This is a genomic window from Glacieibacterium frigidum (genome assembly GCF_007097155.1).
GTDB classification, from domain to species: Bacteria; Pseudomonadota; Alphaproteobacteria; order Sphingomonadales; family Sphingomonadaceae; genus Glacieibacterium; species Glacieibacterium frigidum.
In genome coordinates, this window is sequence record NZ_VJWA01000001.1 from 25,849 (window position 1) to 45,825 (window position 19,977).

Consider the following 19,977-nt stretch of genomic DNA (forward strand, 5'->3'; position numbering starts at 1 on the left):
GGGGAGGGGCGAGAGACGGCGAAGCCGGCCCGGGGGTGGGGCAATCCCGCGCTCGAACATCCCCACCCCCGGGGCCGCTGCTGCGCAGCGTCTCTCCGCGCCCCTCCCCTGAAGGGGAGGGGGAGCGACCGGCGAGCCTTCACGCCGCCGCCAACGCCTGCGCCAGGTCCAGTCGCCCGTCGTACAGCGCGCGCCCGACGATGACTCCCTCGATGCCGTCGCCGGCATGGGCACGCAGCGACACGATATCGTCCAGCCCCGCAACGCCGCCGCTCGCCAGCACGGGGATGCGGACCGCCTGCGCCAGCGCCAGCGTCGCCTCGAGGTTGACCCCCGTCATCATGCCGTCGCGGCCGACGTCGGTGTAGAGCAGCGCTGCGACGCCCGCGCCTTCAAAGCGCTTGGCGAGTTCGGCGACGGGGACGCGCGAGGTCTCGGCCCAGCCGCGGGTCGTCACCATGCCGCCGCGCGCGTCGACCGCGACGACGATGCGCCCCGGGTGCGCCTTCGCCGACTGGACGACGAGATTGGGATCGGCGAGCGCCGCGGTGCCGAGCACGATGCGCGCCACGCCGCGCGCAATCCACGCGTCGAGCGTCGCGCGGCTGCGGATGCCGCCGCCCAGCTGGACGCGGCCCGGGAAGGCCGCGACGATCCGCTCGACCGCGGCCCCGTTGACGCTGCCGCCGGCGAACGCGCCGTCGAGGTCGACGACGTGCAGCGCGGTGGCACCGGCGGCAGCGAAGGCCTCGGCCTGGGCGGCGGGGTCGTCGTTGTAGAAGGTCGCGGTGTCGAGCTCGCCTTCGGACAGGCGCACGCACTTGCCGGCGTGGAGGTCGATCGCGGGGTAAAGCGTGAAGGTCATGCGGTCAGCCAGTTGCGCAGGAAGGCGAGGCCATAGGCCTGGCTCTTCTCGGGGTGGAATTGCACGCCGGTGATGTTGCCCGCCTGGACGATGGCGGCGATCGTCTGGCCGTAATCGGTGGTGGCGCGGACCATCGCCGGATCGGCGGGCACGAAGCGGTAGCTGTGGACGAAGTACGCGCTGCCGGTGCCGCCATCGCTGTCGGTCACGTCGTTCCAGCCCATATGCGGGATCTTCAGCTGGCCGGGGCCGGGGTCGAGCCGCGTCACGTCGCCGGGCATCCAATCGAGCCCGGCGTGTTCGCCATGCTCGTGGCCGGTGGTGGCGAGCAGCTGCATGCCGACGCAGATGCCGAGGAAAGGCTTCGCCTGCCCGTGCACTGCGGTGTCGAGCGCGTCGACGAGCCCCGAGCCCTTCAGCGCGCCGATGCACTGCGCGAACGCCCCGACGCCGGGCAGCACGATGCGGTCGGCGGCGGCGATGTCGGCGGCCGTCGACGCGATACGCACGTCGCCCGCGCCTGCCGCCTCGAGCGCCTTCGCCGCCGAGCGCAGATTGCCTGCGCCGTAATCGACGACGGCGATGCGCTCAGCCACCGAGGCTGCCCTTGGTCGAGGGGATCATCCCCGCCTTGCGCGGGTCGAGCGTCACCGCCTGGCGCAGCGCCCGCGCGAGGCCCTTGAAGCAGCTCTCGACGATGTGGTGGTTGTTGGTGCCGTACAAAGTCTCGATGTGCAGCGTCAGGCCCGCGGTCTGCGCGAAGCTGGAGAACCAGTGTTCGATCAGCTCGGTATCCCATTCGCCGAGGCGCTGGACGGTGAAGCCCGACTTCCACGTGCAGTGCGGCCGGCCGGAGATGTCGAGGACGACGCGGGTCAGCGTCTCGTCCATCGGCGCATGCGCCTCGCCGTAGCGCGCGATGCCGCTGCGGTCGCCGAGAGCGGTGCTGACCGCCGAGCCGAGGGCCAGCGCGACATCCTCGGTGGTGTGGTGCTGGTCGATGTGCAGGTCGCCGGCGCAGGTCAGCTCGAGGTCGAACAGGCCGTGGCGCGCCACCTGCTCGAGCATGTGATCGAAAAAGCCGATGCCGGTGTGGATGCGGTACTGGCCGCTGCCGTCGAGATCGAGGCGGCCGTCGATGCGCGTCTCCGACGTGTGGCGGGCGATGATGGCGGTGCGCGGCATGGCTGCGAGGTAGGGCAGGGCGGGCGTGCGGGCAAGGCTGGAGAGGTCAGTCGCCGGGGATGGTGAAACGGAAGACCGCGCCGCCGCGCAGGCCGGGCTCGTACCAGATGCGACCGCCGTGCGCCTCGACGATGGTGCGGCTGATCGACAGGCCGATGCCCATACCGCCGGCTTTCGACGTCGCGAAGGGGGTGAACAGGCGCGCATGGCCCTCGCCGTCGAGGCCGCGGCCGGTGTCGTGCACGGCGACCTCGCAGAGACCGTCGGGCAGGCGCCGCGTCTCGATCAGCACGTTGCGCAGCTCGAGGTCGCGCAGCGCCTCCAGGGCATTGCGCAGCAGGTTGATGACGACCTGCTGGATCTGGATGCGGTCGACGACCACGGTCCGGGCGTGGGGATCGAAGCGCGTGCGGTAGACAACCCCCAGCGTGGCGGCATCGACCATGGCGATGCCGCAGGCCTCGTTGATCAGCGCCGGCAGGTCCTCCGCCTGCCGCGTGACGTCGCCGCGCGCGACCAACGCGCGCAGGCGGCGCACGATCTCGCCGGCGCGCACCGCGCTGCGGTCCGCGGCGGCAAGCGCATCGATGAACTCGTCGCGGATCGACGGGTCGATGCCCTGCGCCAGACGCCGGCAGCCGCGGACATAGTTGGCGATCGCGGCGAGCGGCTGGTTCAGCTCGTGCGCCAGCGTCGTGCCCATCGCGCCCATCGCGCTGAGCCGGGAAACGTGGATCAGGTCGGCCTGCAACTGCTGCAGCTGGGTCCTCGCACGGTGCTTGTCCTCGATGTCCTCGACGGTGCCGTACCAGCGCACGACGCTGCCGTCGGCGGCGCGGCGCGGCGCGGAGCGCGAACGTATCCAGCGGTAGCTGCCGTCGCGGATCTGGACGCGATGCTCGTGATCGTGCGGCACGATGCGCTCGACTGCGTCGCCCCAGGTCGCGAAGACGCTCGCGACATCGTCGGGATGGACGACGCGCAGCCAGCCAAAGCCCAGCGATTCGTCCAGCGTCGCGCCGGTCAGGTCGAGCCAGGCGTTGCCGATGCCGATCAACTGACCTTCGGGCGACGCGGTCCAGGGGATCAGTGCGCCGAGCTCGATGGTGTAGCGATAGCTCGCCAAACTCTCTTCGAGCGACGCCTGTGCCTGCATCAGCTCCGAAGTACGCGCCTCGACGCGGGCCTCGAGCGTGACGGCGAGGTCGCGGACCTGCTCCTCGGCGGCCTCGCGCGCCGCCAGATACGCCTGGGCGCGCCGCTGCCGGGCGCGGGCGCGCAACGCCGCGCGGGCGGCACTGACCAGCGCGGTCGGGTGCATCGGCGATTCGAGGACCGTGACGTTGCCCAGCGCTGCCACCGCCCGCGGCCCGCTGCGCGCCACCGCCGACCGCGGCGTCAGCACGATGAACGGGCAGTCGGACCAGGGCGGCTGCGTGGCCAGCGCCTCGCTGGTAGCGCGCAGGCCGGCGTCGGTCAGCGCGTCGTCGGTGACGATCGCGGCACCCACCACGCCTTCGTGGATCGCCGCGACCAGTTCGCGCGGCGTCGCCACCGTGCAGGCGATTTCCGCTGCCTCCAGCTGCGCTTCGATGACCGCGGCGTCACGACCCTGCGGCGCGACGACCAGGAACTGGTCGACTTCGCTCAAGCGATGTCCAGCAGCGGCGTCCGCCCCGCATAGACCGGTACCGCCGCCAGCATGCCGGTGAAGCCGTCGAGCACCGTGCCGACATGGATGCCGCCCTGGTCGAAGCTGAGTTCGCGGATCGACCGCTCGTGGCGGCCGGTACGCTTCTTGATGACCGAGATGGCGCGGCGGATCTCGCTGCCCGCTTCGAAGAAGCGCACCAGGAAAACGCAGTCGGCGAGATAGGTCATGTCGAGCGAGGCGCGCAGCTGCGCCCCGACGCCGTCCTGCGCGAGGGTCAGGATGGTCAGCACGTCGAGTTCGTTCAGGTAGGTGACGAGCTCGTGCAGCTGCAGCAGCAGGTGCGTCTCGTCGGGCATCGCGTGCTGATAGCCCGACAGCGAGTCGAGGATGACCGCCGTGGTGCCCGCGGCGACGCGGTGGCGGATCGATCCCGCCAGCTCGCCGGGCGTGATGTGGGCCGGGTCGATCGCCACGAACACCAGCCGCCCGCTGTCGAGATGGCGCTGCGCGTCGAGACCGATGCCGGCGGCGCGGCGTTCGAAATTGCGCCGCGTCTCGTCGAAGCTGATGAAGACCGCGGTCTCTCCGCGGTCGAGCAGGTCGCCCAGCAGGCGCAGCGCCAGCGTCGATTTGCCCGCGCCCGACGGCCCCAGGATCAGCGTCGTGGTACCGCGGTCGAGCCCGCCGCCCGACAGCGCGTCGAGTTCCGCCAGGCCGCTCGGCACCAGCACCTGCGCGTCGCCGGGCGCGCGGCTGGCTTCGGAGATCAGGCGCGGGAACACCTCGACCCCGCCATGCCGTATGACGACGTCGTGATAGCCGCCGCAGAACGAGCGGCCGCGCATCTTGAACACCCGCAGCCGCCGCCGCTCGGCCCCATAGCCGGGGGCGTCGTGTTCCAGGCGCACGACGCCATGGCCGATGCTGTGCAGCATCAGATCCTCGTCGGGCTGGCTCAGGTCGTCGAGCAGCAGCACGGTGCAGCGCTGCGCAAAGAAAAAGCGTTTCAGCGCCAGGATCTCGCGGCGGTAGTAGAGCGCGCTTTGCGCCAGCAGGCGGATTTCGGACAGGCTGTCGATGACGACCAGCGAGGGCGCGGTGGCGATCACGGCTTCCATGACGCTGCGCACCGTCTCGCCAAGCTCCAGGTCGGCGGCGTGGATGATCGACTGGCGCTGCTCTTCGAGCGGGTCGAGGTCGGGCGCGAACAGCTCGGCGATCTCGATGCCGTCGAGCGACAGGCCGTGGCTTTCGGCGACGCTGTGCAGCTCGTGCGCGGTCTCGGAGAAGGTGACGTACAGGCAGGTCTCGCCGCGGGCCTGGCCGGCGATCAGGAACTGCATCGCCATCGTCGTCTTGCCCGCGCCGGGGCGCCCCTCGATGAGGTGGATGCGGTTGGCGGCGTAACCGCCGTCGAGGATATAGTCGAGGCCGGGGAGGCCGGTGGAAACGGTGGCGATCGGGGTATCGGGCATGAGCGGCCTTAGTTGTGCGTCACGTGTCGTCCGCCCGGCGTCGGGACCGGCATGGCGATGGGCAGGATGCCGGCGCGGAACGCGATACGCAGCGCGTCGGGCAGGGTGCGGACGCCGAGCCGGTCCATCATGCTGGCGCGGTGCATCTCGACGGTCCGCACGCTCAGGCCCAGCTCGTACGCCAGCACCTTGTTCGACCGCCCCTCGATCAGCCCGTGCAGCACGTCGTGCTCGCGCTGGGTCAGCCGGGCGATGATGGCGCGCGCCGCGTCCTGCGACGTCATGTCGAGCGCGTGATCCTCGAGCACCACGAAGGCGCGCTCCAGCGTCGCGATCATCTCGTCCTCGTCGCACGGCTTTTCGAGGAAGTCGCTCGCCCCCAGCTTCATCGCGCGGACGGCGGTTGCGACGTCGCCGTGACCGGTCATGACGATCGCCGGCATTGCCGAGGTGCGGTCGCCGAGCGCCGCCAGCACGTCGAAACCGTCGAAGTCGGGCATGCGGACGTCGAGCAGGATGCAGCCCAGGCGCAGACTCGTCACGTCGGCGATGAAATCGCGGCCGCTGGCGTAGCTGCGGGTCGCAAATCCGGCCGCCTTAAGGAAGAACGCCAAGGAGGCGCGTACGACAGCATCGTCATCGACGATGTAAACAATTCGACTTACGTTCATGACGTTGCCCTCTCCGTCACCTCCCCCGTCAGACAGACTATACCCTAAGTCAACTGATTGAAATCGACGGCGGCGTAACTTTCGGCCGGGTGGGCTGTTCGGCAACAGACTTGATAACGCGCCGTTAACTCTTGCTGATTTTTCTTCAACTGTTTGAAGCTTTGAAGGCAGACTGCCTGAATTGATGTTTTCCGGGCTGACTCGACCACCCGCATTGCGACTGATAGAACAGAACAGGAACAATGAGTCGCGAGTCGAGCCTCTTGTCCGCGCTGCGGACCCAGATTTCCGCACCGGCGGAGGCTCATGCATGGCCGTTCGTCGCGACCGGGTCGAGCGTCGCCGACGCACGGCTGGGGGGCGGCCTGGCGCGCGGCGCACTGCACGAACTCTATGCCGAGGAGGGGCATCATGCGGGTGCGGCTGGGTTCGCGCTCCTCGTCTCGCTGTGCGGCGACGCGGCCAAGCCGCTGATCTGGGTGCGTGAGGACAAGGGCGAGCGCGGCGACGGGCGGCTGCACGCGCCGGGCCTCGCCGAACTGGGGGCCGATCCGGCGCGCATCATCCTGGTCACCGGCCGCGACGCGCTGAGCGTGCTTCGAGCGGCAGCGGAGATCGTCGGCTGCGGTGCGGTCGGCGCGGTGGTCATCGAACCCTGGGGCAAGGCGCCGGCGCTCGACCTGACGGCGTCGCGGCGGCTGGCGCTGGCGGCGGCGCGGTCGGGGGTGCTGACGCTGGTGCTGCGCGCCGGCGCGACACCGTCGCCCAGTGCCGCGACGACGCGCTGGCGGGTCGGGGCGGCACCGTCGGGGCCGCTCGCCGCCAATGCGCCGGGACGGCCGACGTTCGACATCAGCCTGCTGCGCCACCGCAGCGGCATTGCCGGGTTCGATGCCCGTGTGGAGTGGGACCGTGACGCACGAAGTTTCCGCGACGCCGCCCCTCATCGGGTCGACGTCGGCACGCCGCTACCTGGGCGCGTATTTGCCCCTGCTGCCGTCCGAACGGTTGCGGAGTTCGGGCGGCGCGCCGCCTGACCTGCCGTTCGCGCTGGTCGAGACGGTGCGCGGCGGCATCCGCCTCGCGGCGGTCGACGCGCGCGCACAGGCACTCGGCATCGTCCCCGGGCTGACGCTGGCGGACGCCCGTGCGCGCGTCCCCGAACTCGCGTCGATCGAGCATCGCCCGGGCGACGACGCGGCGCTGCTCGACTGGCTGGCCGACGCCTGCGACCGCTATTCGCCCTCGGTCGCCTGCCATCCGCCGCAGGGCCTCGTGCTCGACATCACCGGCTGCGAGCATCCCTATGGCGGCGAGGCGGGCCTGCGCGACGATCTCGCCGGCCGGCTGGCACGGCGCGGCCTGACCGCGCGGCTGGCGTGCGCTGCTACCCCCGATGCCGCGCTCGCGCTGGCGTGCCATGCGACCGCAGACATCGGCGCGCTGCCGGTCGCCGCGCTGAGCGTCGACGGCGACACGCACCAGGCGCTGCGTCGCGCCGGGCTGCGGACGATCGGCGACCTCGCGGCGCGGCCGCGCGGACCGCTCGCGGCGCGTTTCGGCGAGGCGCTGCCGGTGCTGCTCGCCCGGCTGCTCGGCGAGGCCGACCCACGCATCGTGCCGCGCCGCCAGCCGCCTGCGGTGCAGGTCGAGGCGCGCTTTGCCGAGCCCGTCGCGCGCACCGGCTTCGTCCTCGACACGCTCGACCGGCTGGTCGGCGAGGCGGCGGTACGGCTCGGCGAGCAAGGCTGCGGCGGGCGGCGGTTCGAGGCTGCGCTGTTCCGCAGCGACGGCCAGGTCGCGCGCCTCGCGGTCGAGACGGGTGCCCCGGCGCGCGATCCGGCGATTCTTGCGCGGCTGTTCCGCGAGCGCATCGACGGGCTGGCCGACCCGCTCGATCCGGGGTTTGGCTACGACCTGATCCGCTTGGCCGTGCCCGTCATCGAGCCGCTTGGCGTCCAACAGCTGCGCCTCGATGGCGGCGCAGTCGCCGATGCCGAGCTGGCGGGCCTGATCGACCGGCTGGCGACGCGGCTGGGGCGCACCCGCGTCCGCCGCCTCCATGCGGGCGACAGCCATATCCCTGAGCAGGCGGCGTTCGAGCTGCCCGTCGGCGACCCCGCGCCGCCGTCGGCCTGGCCGCCGCTCGAACCCGGCGAGCCGCCGCTGCGCCCGCTTCACCTGTTCGATACGCCGCAGCGTATCGAGGTGCTGGCCGAGGTCCCCGACGGCCCGCCGCGCCGCTTCCGCTGGCGGCGCGTCCAGCACGACGTGATCCGCTCCGAAGGTCCCGAGCGCATCGCCGCGCAGTGGTGGCGGCGGCGTGACGGCAAGGGCCTGACGCGCGACTATTACCGCGTCGAGGATGCGCGCGGGCGGCGCTTCTGGCTGTTCCGCCACGGCCTGTACGAAACCGAGAAGGCCGACCCCGACTGGTACGTCCACGGCCTGTTCGCATGAGCTTCGTCGAGCTTGCCGCCGCCACCAACTACTCGTTCCTGCACGGCGCGTCGCATCCGTCGGACATGGTCGCCGAGGCGCTGGAACTGGGCCATGCCGGCATCGGCATCGCCGACCGCAACAGCGTCGCGGGGGTGGTCCGCGCCTACGTCGCACTGCGCGACGCGGTCGAGCGGTCGGGCGAAACGCTCGACTTCCGCCTCGTCGTCGGCGCGCGGCTGGTGTTCGTCGACGGTACGCCCGACATCATCGCCTATCCCGCGACGCGGCACGGCTGGGGTCGGCTGACGCGGCTGCTGACCGTCGGCAACCTGCGCGCCGAGAAGGGCGGCTGCATCCTGCATCTCGCCGACCTGCTGAGCCACGCCGACGACCTGTTGCTCATCGTCATGGCATCGCGGCGCGACGAGGCGGCGCTGCGGTCCGTCGCGGCGGCACGTCCGGGGGCGGTGTGGCTGGGCGCCGCGATGCCGCGCCAGGGCAGCGACCGGCGGCGCCTCGCCGGGCTGATGGACCTGGCCGGGCGCACAGGCGTGCCGCTGCTCGCCACCAACGACGCGCTGTACGCGAACCCCGACGCGCGCCGCCTGCACGACGTGCTGACCTGCATCCGCGAAGGCACGACGGTCGCGCTGGCCGGGCGGCGGCTCGCCCCCAATGCCGAGCGGCACCTGAAGCCCGCCGACGAAATGCTCCGGCTGTTCCGCGACTGTCCCGAGGCGGTGGCGCAGACAACCGCCTTGATGGCGCGCATCGGCTTCACCCTCGACCAGCTGCGCTACGAATATCCGCACGAGCCCGTGCCCGACGGCTGGACGCCGCAGGACTGGCTCGAAAAACTCGCCTTCGACGCCGCGCATGCGCGCTTCCCGGACGGCCTGCCGCCCAAGCTGCTGCGGATGCTCGACGAGGAGTTCACGCTGATCCGGTCGCGCAACTACGCCTATTATTTCCTGACCGTGCACGACATCGTGCATTTCGCGCGGTCGCAGACGCCGCCGATCCTGTGCCAGGGCCGCGGCTCGGCGGCGAACTCGGCGGTGTGCTGGCTGCTCGGCATCACCGCGGTCGACCCGATGAAGCACGACCTGCTGTTCTCGCGCTTCATGTCGGAGGAGCGCGACGAGCCCCCCGACATCGACGTCGATTTCGAGCACGAGCGGCGCGAGGAGGTGATGCAGTACATCTATCGCCGCTACGGCCGCCACCGCGCGGGAATTGCCGCGACCGTCATCCACTACCGCCCGCGCAGCGCGGTGCGCGAGGTCGGCAAGGCGCTGGGGCTGAGCGCCGACGTGACCTCGCGGCTGACCAGCACGGTGTGGGGCAGCTTCGCCGATACGCTGGAAAGGCAGCGCTTCGAGGAGAGCGGCTTCGACCCCGATTCGCCCGAGATCGCGCGGCTCGGCGACCTGGTGCAGCAGCTGCTCAAGTTCCCGCGGCATCTGTCGCAGCACGTCGGCGGCTTCGTGCTGACACAGGACCGGCTCGACGAGACGGTGCCGATCCACAACGGCGCGATGGTCGACCGGACCTTCATCGAGTGGGACAAGGACGATATCGACGCGCTCGGCCTGATGAAGGTCGATGTTCTGGCGCTCGGCATGCTCAGCTGCATCCGCAAGGCGTTCGCGCTGATCGAGACGCACATCGGCACCCGGTACGCGCTCGACAACATCCCCGACGAGACCAACGCCGATGTCGGCGACGTCTACGCCATGCTGAGCCGTGGCGACACGATCGGCACCTTCCAGGTCGAGAGCCGCGCGCAGATCAACATGCTGCCGCGCCTCAAGCCCAACAAACTCTACGACCTCGTCATCCAGGTCGCGATCGTCCGGCCCGGGCCGATCCAGGGCAACATGGTCCACCCCTACCTGCGCCGCCGGCAGGGGCTGGAGGCGGTCGAGTACCCCTCGCCCGGGCCGCCGCACGACCCCGACGAGCTGAAGGGCGTGCTCGGCAAGACGCTCGGCGTGCCGCTGTTCCAGGAACAGGCGATGAAGCTGGCGATCGTCGCCGCGAACTTCACGCCGTCGGAGGCGAACCAGCTGCGCCGCGCCATGGCGACCTTCCGCAACGTCGGCGGCATGCCGAAGTTCGAGGCGAAGATGGTCGGCGGCATGGTCAGGCGCGGCTATGACCCCGACTTTGCCGCGCGTTGCTTCGAACAGATCAAGGGCTTCGGCAGCTACGGCTTCCCCGAAAGCCACGCGCTCGCCTTCGCGCGGCTGGTCTGGGTCTCGTGCTACCTGAAATGCCGCTATCCGGCGGTGTTTGCCGCCGCGCTCCTCAACGCCCAGCCGATGGGGTTCTACGCGCCGGCGCAGATCGTCAGCGACGTGCGCGCGCACGACGTCGAGGTGCGCGCAATCGACATCAACGCCAGCGACTGGGACTGCACGCTGGAACCCGACGGCGACGCCTTCGCGGTGCGCTTGGGGATGCGCCAGATCGACGGCTTCCGCGAGGCCTGGGCGGCGCAGATCGCCGCAGCGCGGCCGTTCGACAGTATCGAGGCGCTCGCGCGCCGCGCCGTGCTGCCCCAGCGCGCGCTGCGCCTGCTTGCCGATGCCGACGCGTGCCGCTCGATCGGCCTCGACCGGCGCGAGGCGCTGTGGGAGGCGCGGCGCACTCCGACCGACGTGCTGCCGCTGTTCGCCGCTGCCGCGGCGCGCGAACTCGGCATCGAGCCCGCCGCCGACCTGCCGGCTATGCGCCCCGCCGAGCATGTCGCGGCGGACTATCAGACGACGCGCCTGTCGCTGAAGGCTCACCCCCTGAGCTTCCTGCGCGCGGATTTCGACCGCGAGGGCATCGCCAGCTGCGCCGCCACCTCGGCGGCACGCGACGGGCGGCGGATCCGCACGGCGGGCATCGTCCTCGTCCGCCAGCGCCCGGGCAAGGGCAATGCGATCTTCGTGACGATCGAAGACGAGACCGGCATCACCAACGTCGTGATCTGGGCGCGCCTGTTCGAGACCTACCGCCGGGCGATCATGGCGTCGCGGCTGATGCTGGTCGAGGGCGTCCTCCAGCGCAGTCCCGATGGCGTCGTCCACCTGATGGCGACGCGCATCATCGACCGCAGCGCCGACCTGAACCGCCTGTCCGAAACCCACGACACCAATACGCAGGCGTCACGCGGCGATGAAAACCTCGCGCCGGGCTATCCCCAAACGCACGGCCACCCGCGCAACGTCCGCGTTCTGCCTAAGTCGCGGGATTTTCATTAGTCGACTTCCGCCAGGACAGTCCAAGTTTACTGAAAATAAATATTATTTACCCGGTTGACTCGTTACGCCAGTCGCAGGAACTTCGTCTTCTCGTCAACGCGTCCAAAAAGGGGAATTTCAGATGAGGTCGTTACTTGCTGCTCTTGCATTTACCCTGGCGGCGCCAGTTGGCGCTGTCACCATATCAAATCCGACACCTATCGTAATTGTCGACGGCGGCGAGGCGTCGAGCGCCATCAACGTCAGCGGCCTCACCGGCAATATCACCAATCTGACGCTGACGATCTCGGGGCTCAGCCACACCTATCCCGACGATCTGGTGATGGGGCTGTACAACGAGAGCCTCAACCTCGGCTTCGTCTTCATGAGCTTTGTCGGCGGCAGCACAGACATCAATAACGTCACGCTGACCTTCAGCGATGCCGCGTCGGGCTTCCTGCCCGAATCGTTTGTCGACAACTTCCCGGTGACATCGGGAACCTATCTGCCATCGAACTTCGGCGGCTATGCGTTCAACAACTTCGACGATGCCGGCTCGTTTGCCGGATTCAACGGCAACAGCGCCAATGGTGAGTGGACGCTGCTCATCGCCGATGTCTTCCCGGCCGACTTCGGCACTGTATCGGGCGGCTGGAGCCTTGACATCACCACGGACGGCATCGCGGCGGTGCCCGAGCCCGCGAGCTGGGCGCTGATGATCGGCGGCTTCGCGATGACCGGCGTCGCGCTGCGCCGTCGCAAGGCTGTCATTACGGCTTGAAGGCTTGATCGATAATCGGGGGCGGTCCGTTGAGACCGCCCCTTTTTTCGTGTGGGCAACCTCTGGTCGAGCCGCTAGCGTCGCCGACGTTACAGGGGGGATCATCGGATGCGCTGGCTGGTCGTGATGGGCGTCGCTTCGGTCGCCGCACCGGCGGCAGCTGCCGATTGCACTTCGCTGCTCAGCGCCAAGCTGCCGATGGCCTCGGTGACCGCGGCGAGCATCGTCCCCACCGGCACCGCGCCGCTCAAGCCCGCGGTCGACGTCTGCCGCGTCACCGTCACCGCGCGCCCGAGTGCGGACTCCGACATCCGTATCGAGCTGTGGATCCCGCAAGGGTCGGCGTGGAACGGCAAGTACATGCAGGTCGGCAACGGCGGCTTCGCCGGGCAGATCCCGTACCGCACCATGGCGCTCGGGCTGCGTGCCGGTTACGCCGTCGCGGGCACCGACACCGGGCACCAGACCGAGGACGCGATCGATGCGCGCTGGGCGCTCGGGCATCCGGAGAAGGTCGTCGATTTCGGCTGGCGCTCGATCAAGGCGACCGGCGACGCCGCGAAGGCGCTGCTCGCGGCGTACGGCACGTCGCCGAAGCGCGCCTATTTCCTCGGCTGCTCCGACGGCGGGCGCGAGGCGCTGATGGCGGCGCAGCGCTTCCCGCAGGATTACGACGGCATCGTCGCGGGTGCGCCGGCCAGCCACTGGACGCAGCTGATGGCAAGCGCCGGGCTGCTCGACCGCACCATGTCGCGCCCCAAATTCGCGCTGACTGCGGCTAAGCTGCCGGCGCTCCAGGCGGCGGCGCTCAAGGCGTGCGGCGGCGGCAAGCCGTGGGTCGCCACGCCGCAGCAGTGCAGGTTCGACCCCGGCGTGCTGGCGTGCAAGCCCGGCACCGACACCGCGCAGTGCCTGACCCGCACCGAGATCGCGACGGTGCGCATGGTCTATCGCGGCCAGCGCGACCCGGCGACGGGCAAGCAATTGTTCGGCCTGCGTCCCGGCGCCGAGGCGGCGTGGCAGGGCTGGCTCGTCCCAGACCCCGGCCAGACCAACGAGAAGGGCTTCGCGCCGAGCTATTTCACCAACCTCGTGCGTGAGGATGCGAACTTTAAAATCGCCGACCTGACGACCGCCGACCTCAAGAAGAGCGAGGTGAAGCTGGCGCCGGTCCTCAATGCGACCTCGCCCGACCTGTCGGCGTTCCGAGCGCGCGGCGGCAAGCTGATCCAGTATCACGGCTGGAACGACCCCGCGATCCCGCCCGACTACAGCCTCGCCTATGCCGCGTCGCTGAAAGCGAAGCTGGGCGACACGCGCGATTTCTACCGGCTCTACATGGTGCCCGGCATGCTCCACTGCGGCGGCGGCGCCTCGCCGACGCGCGTCGACTGGATCAAGCCGCTCGAGGCGTGGGTCGAGGGCGGTTCCCCGCCTGGAACGCTGAACGCGACCGGTGCCGAAGGCGCGACGCAGGAGCTGCCGCCGACACCCTAGGCGCCGCCGCTGTACAATATGGTGACGCTGATCCGCCGGTTGCGCGGGTCGGTGCGGTCCTTCGGGTTGAAGGGGTCGGTCGCCGCGACCCCCTCGATGCGCCGGAAGCGCGCGTCGTCGACGCCGGCGTCGCGCAGCACCCGCCGCGTCGCGTCGGCACGCGCGGTCGACAGCGTCCAGTTGTTGGCGTCGCCACGGTTGTAGGCGACGGCGTCGGTATGGCCGCGAACTGTCAGCGCCGAGGGCCCGTCCTTCAGCGCGCGCGCGACGGTGCGGACCAGCGCCAGCGCCTCGGGGGTGAACACGCTGGTGCCGCTGCCGAACATCGAGAAGTCGGCACGCTCGACGATGTCGATGCGCATCCCTTCGCGCGTCGGCACGAAGCGGATCTGGCCCTTCAGGCCTTTGAGCGTCGGGTCGCCCGCCAGCCGCGCCGCGACGACGCGGCGGACTTTGGCGAAGCGCGCCTCGTCGGCGAGCCGCCGCGCGCCGGGCGCGGTCGCCTTGTCGGGCGAGGCGACCGCCGACTCGAGCGGTCCGCCGCCGCCGCCTGCCGCAAGCGGGGTCGGGCGCTTGCCGTCGCCCGCGGCGCGCAGCGCCTGGCCCTCGTCCATCGCCATGCTGCGCCCGCCGCCGACGCCGTTCGACCCGCCCGAGTTCTTCATCTGGATGACCGTCGGGGTGAAGTAATCGGCGATGCCCTTGCGCTGGTCCTCGTTGGTCGCGCCGATGATCCACAGCAGCAGGAAGAACGCCATCATCGCGGTCACGAAATCGGCATAGGCGATCTTCCACGCCCCGCCGTGGTGCGCGGCGTGCTTGTCGGTCTTCCAGCGGACGACGACCTCGGGCTCGAAATGCGTGGCGGGGTCGAGCTTCACCGCGCCCTCGCTTTTGTGGGTCGGGCGCTCACCGCGCCCTCATGCCGTCGAACACCTCGCTGAACGTCGGCTGGTTGGCAGGCGCGATCGCGGTGCGCGCCGCCTCGATGACCAGCGGCTGCGGCTGGCCTTTGAGCGACGCGACGATGACACGGCGGATGACGAGGTAGATCTCGTGATCGGCATCGAGCACCGACTTCAGCCGCGCCGCACACGGCCCGACGATGCCGTAGCTGAGCAGCACCCCCAGGAAGGTGCCGACCAGCGCCGAGCCGATCATGCCGCCCAGGATCGCCGGCGGCTGGTCGATCGACCCCATCGTCTTCACGACGCCCAGCACCGCGGCGACGATGCCCAGCGCGGGCAGCGCGTCGGACAGGGTCGTCAGCCGCTCGACGGGCAGATAGGCATGGGAATGGTGCGTCTCGATCGCCGAATCGATGACGTCCTCGACCGCCTGCGGGCTGACCCCGCCGGTCGACACGACGAGCAGCCGCAGGCTGTCGGTCAGCAGGTGCAGGAAATGCTTGTCCTTCAGGAACTGCGGATATTCGGCGAAGATCGCGCTCGTCGCGGGATCCTCGATATGCGGCTCGACCGCCACCGCGCCGTCGGTCTTCAGCATCTTCATCAGCCGCGCGGTCAGGTAGATCGCGGCGGAGTAGTCGGCGCGCTTGTAGCGCGGCCCCTTGAAGATCGCGACGAAGCCGCCGCCGATCGCCTTGATACCCTTGATATCGGTGGAGATAAGCGTCGCTCCGGCGGCAGCCCCGCCGATGATGAGCATCTCGTGGGGGAGAGCGTGCATCACCACGCCGAGGTTGCCGCCGGTTAACGCAAAGCCACCGAACACCATGACGAACAGCACGATCAGGCCGATTACCGAGACCATGCGCCCTCCCGCCGACCGACCCAAACGCCCGTCCGTCGAGCCCAGTTACGGCGCGGTGTTGCGTTGCTTGAGGGTCAGAGGCGTTCCCACAGCGAGAGCGCGTTCAGGCGGACAAAGCTCGCCTGCGTCGCCTCGAGGACCGTCGCCAGGCGCTGCAGCCGCGCGATCGCCGCGGCGAGGTCGAGCCCCTCGACCTTCGACAGGTCGTCGGCGAGGCGCAGCCCGTCGCTGCGCAGCCGCTCGGTCTCGGCCTCGACGCGGGCCCCGAGGTTGCCGATTCCCGCTTGCGCATCGGCAATGCGCGTCGTCGCCACCGTGAGGCCGGTGAGGCTGGCCGACAGCGCATCGGCGCGGGTCGCGTCGGGCGCGGTCAGCGCGGCGGCGAGATCGTCGAGCAAAGCGAAGGCGTCGCCGTCGGGGCCTGCGAAGGCGCGCGCGTCCGTCCCTGTCGGAACCGTCGCGCTGCCCAGCGCGATTACGGGCGGCGTGCCGGTGCCCTGCCATGCCACGTCCCCCGCAGCGTCGCGCGCGAACGCCGGGCCGGTGCCCTTCGCCCCGCCGAACAGCGGCGTGCCGTCGGCGGCGGTGCGATTGGCGATCTCCAGCAACTGCTCGCCCAGCGACACGGCTTCGGCCGCGAGCGTCGCGCGGTCGGCGGCATTCAGCGTCGCGGTGCTGCCGAGCAACGCCACTTCCTGCGCGCGCTGCATGACCCGCGCCGCGCTGCCCAGCGCGACATCGGTGGCGCTCAGCCGGCTCGCCGCGCCGTCGAGGGCGCGCAGCTGGGTCTCGCCCGCCGCCGCAACGCGCTTGAGGCGCGCCGCGATGCCGTTCGCGACGGGGTCGTCGGAGGGTTTGGTGATGCGCTTGCCGGTGGCGATGCGGCCCTGCTCGGTGTCGAGCTGGCGCTGCAGGTCGCCCATCCGCGCGACGCGGGCGTCGTGGCTGGCGCGGGTGTTCACTTGCACCGCCTACCCCTCCCCTTCAGGGGAGGGGCGAGAGACGCGCGAAGCGCGGCCCGGGGGTGGGGCCTTCGCGCGGGGGACATTTCCCACCCCGGGGCCGCCGCTGCGCGGCGTCTCTCCGACCCTCCCCGCAGGGGAGGGTGAGCTGCTCGCGGCGGCGCTCACCGCGCCACCGCCAGCAGTTCGTCGAACAGCGCGCGTGCCGTCGCCATGACCTGCGCGCTTGCCTTGTAGGCCGCCTGCAGCCGCGTCAGCTCGGCCGCCTCGGCGTCGAGATCGACCCCCGACACCGCGTCCTGCGCGCGCTTCGCGTCGCTCGCCAGCGCGGACGCCGCCTCGCCGAGGCGCAGGGTTTCGGACAGGCGGCTCGCCAGCCCCGCGACGGTCGCGTCGAGGTCGTCCTCGATGCCCACGTCGCGGCTGGCGAGCAGGTCGCGGACCGTGCCGCTGTCGGCGCTCGACGCGCCGGCGCGGACGATGCGGAAGGTATCGCCGACCGCGGGCGCGCCGTCGACGCGGAAGCTGAACCCCGCGCCCGCGACTGCCGCCCCGGTCGGATAGCTGCCGAGCACCGCGCCGCCCGTGTCGAGCACGTCGAAGCCGCCCGCCGTGGCGCGCAGGGCATAGGCACCAATTGCGGGCAGCCCGGCGGCGCTGTCGTCGAGCGTCACAGTCAGCCGCCCGGTGCCGGCATTGCTCGCGGCGCCGTCCCCCAGCCAGCGTGCCGACACCGCGACCTGCGCCGCCGACAGCGGCCGCAGCGCAATGCCCCCCGCGCCGTCCCGCGCGACAAGCGCGAACGAGTCGCCGTCGCGTGCGCCCGCGCCGGGCGTCACCGTGACGCCGTCGAGGGTCAGCGTCGCCGTCCCGCTCACCGTCCCCGACCCATCGGCGCGCGCCAGCATCCAGCCGCTCCCGGCGCGCCGCAGCACATAGCCGTCGCCGAGCGTCGCACCATCGGCGATCTCGACCCGCACGCTCGCATCGCCCGCGTTCGCCGCGCCGGGCACGACGCCGAGGCTGCGCGTCGCGAACAATGTGCCTCCGTCCGCCCCCGTCGCGTCGACGCCGCCCGCATGGATGCTGTTCGCGGCTTCCGCGAAGCGCGCGGCGAGCGTGTCGAGACTGGCCAAGATCTCGCGGCCCGCGCGCGCCGCCTCGATCAGGCCCGACAATGTGCCGCTCGCGGGCAGGCGGATGGCGCGCGCGTCGTGCCCGGGGTCGAGCACCAGTTCCGCGCCGTTAGCACCGTCGCGCACCGCGATCCGCGTCGCCGTGCCACCGTCGACCAGCGCAGGGGCGGCGGGGCCGTCGCCCGCGGTGACCGTCACCACGCCGCCCTTGCCCTCGGTCACGCCGATCCGCACGAAGCCGCTCAGCGCTGCCAGCAGCCGGTCGCGCTCGTCGAGCAGCGCGTTCGCCGCGGCGCCCCCGGTCGTCCGGCTGCCCGAGGCGCGCTTGAGCTCGACGTTGACCGCGGCGAGCGAGGTCGTGAGCCCGTTGACCTCGCTCGTCGCTGCCTCTGTGGCTGCCGCGAGGTCGCTCTGCAGGCCGTCGATCGACTCCGCAGCTCCCCGGAACGCCGCCGCCGCCTGGTCGGCCCGGTCGAGGAAGATCGTCCGTGCCGCGGTCGAGCGCGGATTCGCCGCGAGGTCCTGCGCGCCGTCGTAGAAGCCGCCAAGCGCGCCATCGAGCCGTGCGGTGTCGCCACCCACGGTCGCCTGCAGCCGCGTCAGCCAGTCGGCGCGTGCGTCGAGCCGTGCCGCGTCGCCACCGGCGTTGCGCGCCGCCTTGGCCTTCAGCGCGTCGTACGCCCGCGTCGCGATGCCGGGATCGACCCCGCCGGCGCTCGCGAGATCGCGCGACAGCGGCGTGCCCGGCCCGGCGCGTGCCGAGGCGGGGGTGATCGTGCGGCGCACATAGCCCGGCGATTCGGCGTTCGCGACATTGTCGCCGACCACCTCCAGCCCGCGCGCATAGGCCCGCACGCCCGCCGCGCCGAGGGCGATGAGGTCGGTCATTTCAGCAGCTTCGCGACGCCGAGCGGCGCGGCAGTGGCGAGGCGCTGCGCGAGGTCGCGGTCCTGCGCGTCGCGGAACGCGCCGTCGTCGGGGGCGAGGGGGTCGTCGGTGAGCTGCGCCGAGCGGGCGGCCTTGAGCATCTGGGCGATGAACAGAGCTTCGAAATCGCGGGCGACGGTTCTCTGCCCCCCTCCCTCTTCAGGGAGGGGTTGGGGGTGGGTGCGCAGCACTTGCTGCGCTTTCGCTGCAAAGAGAGGGCTCGCCAAGCGGCTCGCACCCACCCCCGGCCCCTCGTGCAAGCGGAAGGGGGGAAGATCGACGCCAATCATATCACCACCAGCTCCGCCCGCAGCGCACCCGCCGCCTTCAGCGCCTCGAGAATCGCCACGAGATCCCCCGGCGCGACCCCCAGCGCGTTGATCGCCCGCACGATGTCGGCCAAAGCGACGCCCGGCGCGAACAGCGCGGCGCGCGCCGGGGGTGCCTCGACCGCGACGTCCAACCTGGGCACGACGACGGTGCGCCCCGCGGCCTCGGGGTTGGGCTGGCTCGCGCTCAGCATCTCGGTGACACGCACGGTCAGGCTGCCGTGCGCGATCGCGGTGGGCAGGACGCGGACGCCCGCGCCGATCACCACCGTGCCGGTGCGGGCATTGACGACGACGCGCGCGGGCGGCGCGTCGACCGCGATGTCGAGCGTCTCGATGCGTGCGGCCAGCGCGATGCGCTCGCGCAAGCCCGGCGGGGCAGCGATGCGGACCGTCGTCGCGTCGACCGCCTGCGCCGCCGGGCCGATGGTGCGGGCAATGCTCTGCGCGGTGGTGAAGTCGGGCTCGCGAAGGTCCAGTGTCAGCGCGTCGCCGTCGGCGAAGGGGGAGGGTACCGCGCGCTCGACGCTCGCGCCGCCCGGGATGCGCCCCGACGACGGCGTGTTGACCACCAGCTTCGACCCGTCGCGCCCCTCCGCGCCGAAGCCGCCGACCGACAGATTGCCCTGCGCCAGCGCATAGGCCTCGCCGTCGGCGCCGAGCAGCGGCGACAGCAGCAGCGTGCCGCCACGCAGCGACTTGGCCTTGCCGAGCGCCGACACGGTGACGTCGAGGCGCTGCCCCGGCTTGGCGAAGGCGGGCAGTTCGGCGGTCACGATCACCGCGGCGGCGTTCTTCAGGCCGGGCGCGATGCCCGGTGGCAGGGTGACGCCGAAGCGCTGCGCCGCGCTGCGCATCGACTGGACGGTATAGTCGAGATTGTCGTCACCGGTGCCGGTCAGCCCGACGACGATGCCGTAGCCGGTCAGCGCGTTGGCGCGGACGCCGCCGAAGGTCGCAATGTCCTTGATGCGGTCGGCGTGGGCGGGGGCGCTCATGCCCAACGCCGTCATCCCGGCGAAAGCCGGGACCCATCTCCAGCAGCGG

Annotated in this window: 17 protein-coding genes; 5 read left to right on the top strand and 12 right to left on the bottom strand. The window is 71.1% G+C overall.

Annotation, left to right across the window (positions count from 1 at the left end):
• Positions 1 to 139: 139 nt before the first annotated feature.
• From hisA to FMM06_RS00165, 6 genes are read right to left on the bottom strand one after another with little or no spacing between them, the layout of a single operon-like run.
• Complete coding sequence (gene hisA, locus FMM06_RS00140) at positions 140 to 865, bottom strand: 1-(5-phosphoribosyl)-5-[(5-phosphoribosylamino)methylideneamino]imidazole-4-carboxamide isomerase (protein WP_143554209.1); 726 nt, start codon at positions 863 to 865, stop codon at positions 140 to 142.
• Positions 862 to 1,461, bottom strand: coding sequence for an imidazole glycerol phosphate synthase subunit HisH (gene hisH / locus FMM06_RS00145; protein WP_143554210.1), 600 nt, complete (start codon positions 1,459 to 1,461; stop codon positions 862 to 864). The genes hisA and hisH overlap by 4 nt, the downstream gene beginning before the upstream one ends.
• On the bottom strand, positions 1,454 to 2,050 hold the full coding sequence (gene hisB, locus FMM06_RS00150; RefSeq protein WP_143554211.1) for an imidazoleglycerol-phosphate dehydratase HisB: 597 nt from the start codon (positions 2,048 to 2,050) through the stop codon (positions 1,454 to 1,456). The genes hisH and hisB overlap by 8 nt, the downstream gene beginning before the upstream one ends.
• A gap of 46 nt (positions 2,051 to 2,096) precedes the next feature.
• Complete coding sequence (locus FMM06_RS00155) at positions 2,097 to 3,701, bottom strand: sensor histidine kinase (protein WP_143554212.1); 1,605 nt, start codon at positions 3,699 to 3,701, stop codon at positions 2,097 to 2,099.
• Complete coding sequence (locus tag FMM06_RS00160; protein WP_143554213.1) at positions 3,698 to 5,179, bottom strand: ATPase domain-containing protein; 1,482 nt, start codon at positions 5,177 to 5,179, stop codon at positions 3,698 to 3,700. Before FMM06_RS00160 ends, FMM06_RS00155 begins: the two co-directional genes overlap by 4 nt.
• 8 nt (positions 5,180 to 5,187) lie before the next feature.
• The gene (locus FMM06_RS00165) at positions 5,188 to 5,850 is read right to left on the bottom strand and encodes a response regulator transcription factor (RefSeq protein WP_143554214.1); all 663 of its coding nucleotides are present in this window, start codon (positions 5,848 to 5,850) and stop codon (positions 5,188 to 5,190) included.
• A gap of 263 nt (positions 5,851 to 6,113) precedes the next feature.
• Between FMM06_RS00165 and FMM06_RS00170 the strand changes: the two genes are divergently transcribed.
• The 5 genes from FMM06_RS00170 (at position 6,114) to FMM06_RS00190 (ending at position 13,803) form a co-directional block, all read left to right on the top strand.
• Complete coding sequence (locus tag FMM06_RS00170; protein ID WP_143554215.1) at positions 6,114 to 6,887, top strand: ImuA family protein; 774 nt, start codon at positions 6,114 to 6,116, stop codon at positions 6,885 to 6,887.
• The gene (locus FMM06_RS00175; protein ID WP_143554216.1) at positions 6,835 to 8,310 is read left to right on the top strand and encodes a Y-family DNA polymerase; all 1,476 of its coding nucleotides are present in this window, start codon (positions 6,835 to 6,837) and stop codon (positions 8,308 to 8,310) included. Before FMM06_RS00170 ends, FMM06_RS00175 begins: the two co-directional genes overlap by 53 nt.
• The gene (locus FMM06_RS00180) at positions 8,307 to 11,546 is read left to right on the top strand and encodes an error-prone DNA polymerase (protein ID WP_143554217.1); all 3,240 of its coding nucleotides are present in this window, start codon (positions 8,307 to 8,309) and stop codon (positions 11,544 to 11,546) included. The genes FMM06_RS00175 and FMM06_RS00180 overlap by 4 nt, the downstream gene beginning before the upstream one ends.
• A 121-nt stretch (positions 11,547 to 11,667) precedes the next feature.
• Positions 11,668 to 12,306: a PEPxxWA-CTERM sorting domain-containing protein gene (locus FMM06_RS00185; RefSeq protein WP_143554218.1), complete on the top strand. Its 639-nt coding sequence runs from the start codon at positions 11,668 to 11,670 to the stop codon at positions 12,304 to 12,306.
• 108 nt (positions 12,307 to 12,414) lie between these two features.
• Positions 12,415 to 13,803 carry a tannase/feruloyl esterase family alpha/beta hydrolase gene (locus FMM06_RS00190; RefSeq protein WP_143554219.1) on the top strand — a complete coding sequence of 463 codons (1,389 nt, stop codon included), beginning with the start codon at positions 12,415 to 12,417 and terminating at the stop codon, positions 13,801 to 13,803.
• Here the strand turns inward: FMM06_RS00190 and FMM06_RS00195 are convergent.
• From FMM06_RS00195 to FMM06_RS00220, 6 genes are all read right to left on the bottom strand, one after another.
• Positions 13,800 to 14,684, bottom strand: coding sequence for a flagellar motor protein MotB (locus FMM06_RS00195; RefSeq protein WP_235888971.1), 885 nt, complete (start codon positions 14,682 to 14,684; stop codon positions 13,800 to 13,802). The two genes, FMM06_RS00190 and FMM06_RS00195, sit on opposite strands and share 4 nt — an antisense overlap.
• Positions 14,685 to 14,712: 28 nt before the next feature.
• A complete protein-coding gene (gene motA / locus FMM06_RS00200; RefSeq protein WP_143554220.1) occupies positions 14,713 to 15,576 on the bottom strand; it encodes a flagellar motor stator protein MotA in 864 nt (287 codons plus the stop codon).
• Positions 15,577 to 15,650: 74 nt separating this feature from the next.
• Entirely contained in the window at positions 15,651 to 16,538 is an 888-nt protein-coding gene (locus FMM06_RS00205) for a flagellin N-terminal helical domain-containing protein (protein ID WP_143554221.1), read from the bottom strand.
• A 164-nt stretch (positions 16,539 to 16,702) separates the two neighbouring features.
• Positions 16,703 to 18,562, bottom strand: coding sequence for a FlgK family flagellar hook-associated protein (locus tag FMM06_RS00210; RefSeq protein ID WP_143554222.1), 1,860 nt, complete (start codon positions 18,560 to 18,562; stop codon positions 16,703 to 16,705).
• Positions 18,559 to 18,792 carry a hypothetical protein gene (locus FMM06_RS00215; protein ID WP_143554223.1) on the bottom strand — a complete coding sequence of 78 codons (234 nt, stop codon included), beginning with the start codon at positions 18,790 to 18,792 and terminating at the stop codon, positions 18,559 to 18,561. The genes FMM06_RS00210 and FMM06_RS00215 overlap by 4 nt, the downstream gene beginning before the upstream one ends.
• Before the next feature lie 95 nt (positions 18,793 to 18,887).
• Positions 18,888 to 19,928: a flagellar basal body P-ring protein FlgI gene (locus FMM06_RS00220; protein WP_235888974.1), complete on the bottom strand. Its 1,041-nt coding sequence runs from the start codon at positions 19,926 to 19,928 to the stop codon at positions 18,888 to 18,890.
• Positions 19,929 to 19,977: the final 49 nt, after the last annotated feature.